This is a genomic window from Planococcus sp. ISL-109, assembly GCF_018613655.1.
GTDB lineage: Bacteria > Bacillota > Bacilli > Bacillales_A > Planococcaceae > Planococcus.
In genome coordinates, this window is sequence record NZ_JAGGPW010000039.1 from 1 (window position 1) to 2,060 (window position 2,060).

General features: G+C 45.7%; 8 tRNA genes and 1 rRNA gene. All 9 read left to right on the plus strand.

The annotated features are described in order from the left end of the window. Positions 1 to 902: 902 nt before the first annotated feature. Positions 903 to 978, plus strand: a tRNA-Asn gene (locus tag J7E21_RS16075). Positions 979 to 985: 7 nt separating this feature from the next. After that, positions 986 to 1,060: transfer RNA gene (locus J7E21_RS16080), tRNA-Glu, on the plus strand. Positions 1,061 to 1,129: 69 nt separating this feature from the next. Next, a tRNA-Met gene (locus tag J7E21_RS16085) sits at positions 1,130 to 1,206 on the plus strand. 3 nt (positions 1,207 to 1,209) lie between these two features. Continuing rightward, positions 1,210 to 1,285 (plus strand) — tRNA-Asp (locus J7E21_RS16090). Positions 1,286 to 1,295: 10 nt separating this feature from the next. Beyond that, positions 1,296 to 1,370 (plus strand) — tRNA-Gln (locus J7E21_RS16095). 99 nt (positions 1,371 to 1,469) lie between these two features. Further along, positions 1,470 to 1,555, plus strand: a tRNA-Leu gene (locus J7E21_RS16100). A gap of 15 nt (positions 1,556 to 1,570) precedes the next feature. Further along, a tRNA-Arg gene (locus tag J7E21_RS16105) sits at positions 1,571 to 1,647 on the plus strand. Between the two features lie 18 nt (positions 1,648 to 1,665). After that, positions 1,666 to 1,739, plus strand: a tRNA-Gly gene (locus J7E21_RS16110). Between the two features lie 239 nt (positions 1,740 to 1,978). Further along, positions 1,979 to 2,060, plus strand: a 16S ribosomal RNA gene (locus tag J7E21_RS16115); the annotation flags it as partial.

The following is a 2,060-nucleotide window of genomic DNA, read 5'->3' on the forward strand; positions in this document are numbered from 1 at the left end:
ACTATAAAAAAAATAGTAGGACAAACCAATGCCTTGGTTTGTCCTACTAATCTTAGTATGTTTTTTGTGTGTGCCAGGCATGGCAATTATCTAGGTGGTGAAAGTCCACTGTGGGGGTACACATCGACCAACCACTAAGGAAGCGCAAGGTGCTTATCGTGAGGTGAGGGCTGGAGGAAGCGTGGAATAAAATCTTGGCTCGACGAACAGAAATCTGATACGAAGGCTCTTCAAAGGGATAAGGCTCCAACACAAGTCAAAGTCCAAAAATGGAAGAAACCCCGAAAACAAATCAAATCGCTAATCCAACTAGAGATACCTGAAGAAAAAGCCAAGGGCTGAACTTATTGCAGGAAAGGTTATCGGTTTATCGGGCAATCGAAAGTTGTCCACCGAGCACTCTCAACTAAACGACTAAAGCAGAGGGGCATCCCCTCTGCTTTAGAGCGTTATCTAAAAGTACACACTGTAATATAAATTGAAACGCCGTATACGAGAACCGTACGTACGGCGTTGTGAGAGGGGTGGAAATGAATTACTTTATTTCCCCTCTACTCGATTCCAGTCCAACGAGCTATAGCGAGAAAATCGTGTCACATTCTTGGTGAATTGGATGGACAATTAGACAGAAGCGATAATAATTATATAGAAGGAAAGAGGGGGTAAGTTTATAGCTTAGTACACAAATGCGGTGGATGACTCAATGAACCTCAGTGGCGGAGCTATTAGGAGGAAAGTAGGTGGATGGACTTTTCGTGTGCTCCAGAACGAAACTTTTTCACGCAAATATTTTAAAGAGAAGATGCGCTGGAAATAAAAATATAAAATGATGTAGGAAAAGTGTTGACGATTGCCGTAAGGGTCTTTATAATAGGAAAAGTCGACAAGTAATAAAACATTATTCCGAAGTAGCTCAGTTGGTAGAGCACCGCACTGTTAATGCGATGGTCGTAGGTTCGAGTCCTACCTTCGGAGCCATTTATATGGCCCCTTGGTCAAGCGGTTAAGACACCGCCCTTTCACGGCGGTAACACGGGTTCGAATCCCGTAGGGGTCACCATACATATAGCAGATTACTATTTCTAGTATAATGTTTTATATGTAACTTCATTGAAAATTTTATTATTATCGCGGGGTGGAGCAGTTCGGTAGCTCGTTGGGCTCATAACCCAAAGGTCGCAGGTTCAAATCCTGCCCCCGCAACCAAATGGTCCCGTGGTGTAGCGGTTAACATGCCTGCCTGTCACGCAGGAGATCGCCGGTTCGATCCCGGTCGGGACCGCCATTTTTTTCAATGGGGTATAGCCAAGCGGTAAGGCAACGGGTTTTGATCCCGTCATGCCCTGGTTCGAATCCAGGTACCCCAGCCACTTTAGGGTAACCGAGATAAAAACCTTTTAGAAAATCATTGTTGACAATGAGTTGTGAATGTCATATAATAGAATTTGTCCCAAAAAATATAATTACTTGCGGTCGTGGCGGAATGGCAGACGCGCTAGGTTGAGGGCCTAGTGGGAGAAATCCCGTGGAAGTTCGACTCTTCTCGGCCGCACCATACCTTTTAATCTTTGCGCCCGTAGCTCAATTGGATAGAGTACTTGACTACGAATCAAGCGGTTAGAGGTTCGAGTCCTCTCGGGCGCACCATTGTTTCTTCTATAATATGCGGGTGTAGTTTAGTGGTAAAACCTCAGCCTTCCAAGCTGATGATGAGGGTTCGATTCCCTTCACCCGCTCCAAATAAAATTTTGAACTTTGAACCTTGAAAACTGAACAGCAAAACGTCAACGAAAGACGTCACGAGCGCTTAGGCGTGCGAACGGCTTTTGCGAGGGTCGCCTTTGGCGATCACCGCACAGCTTTTCGATCATCTCGGTGTTCGTGACTTAACTTACTGATCAGCCCTTGTGCAGATCAAAGCGAATCGTGCGTCTTCGGACGGCGATACGCCAGCAGTATTGAGCAATCAACTACTTCTATAATGGAGAGTTTGATCCTGGCTCAGGACGAACGCTGGCGGCGTGCCTAATACATGCAAGTCGAGCGGAACCATTGGAGCT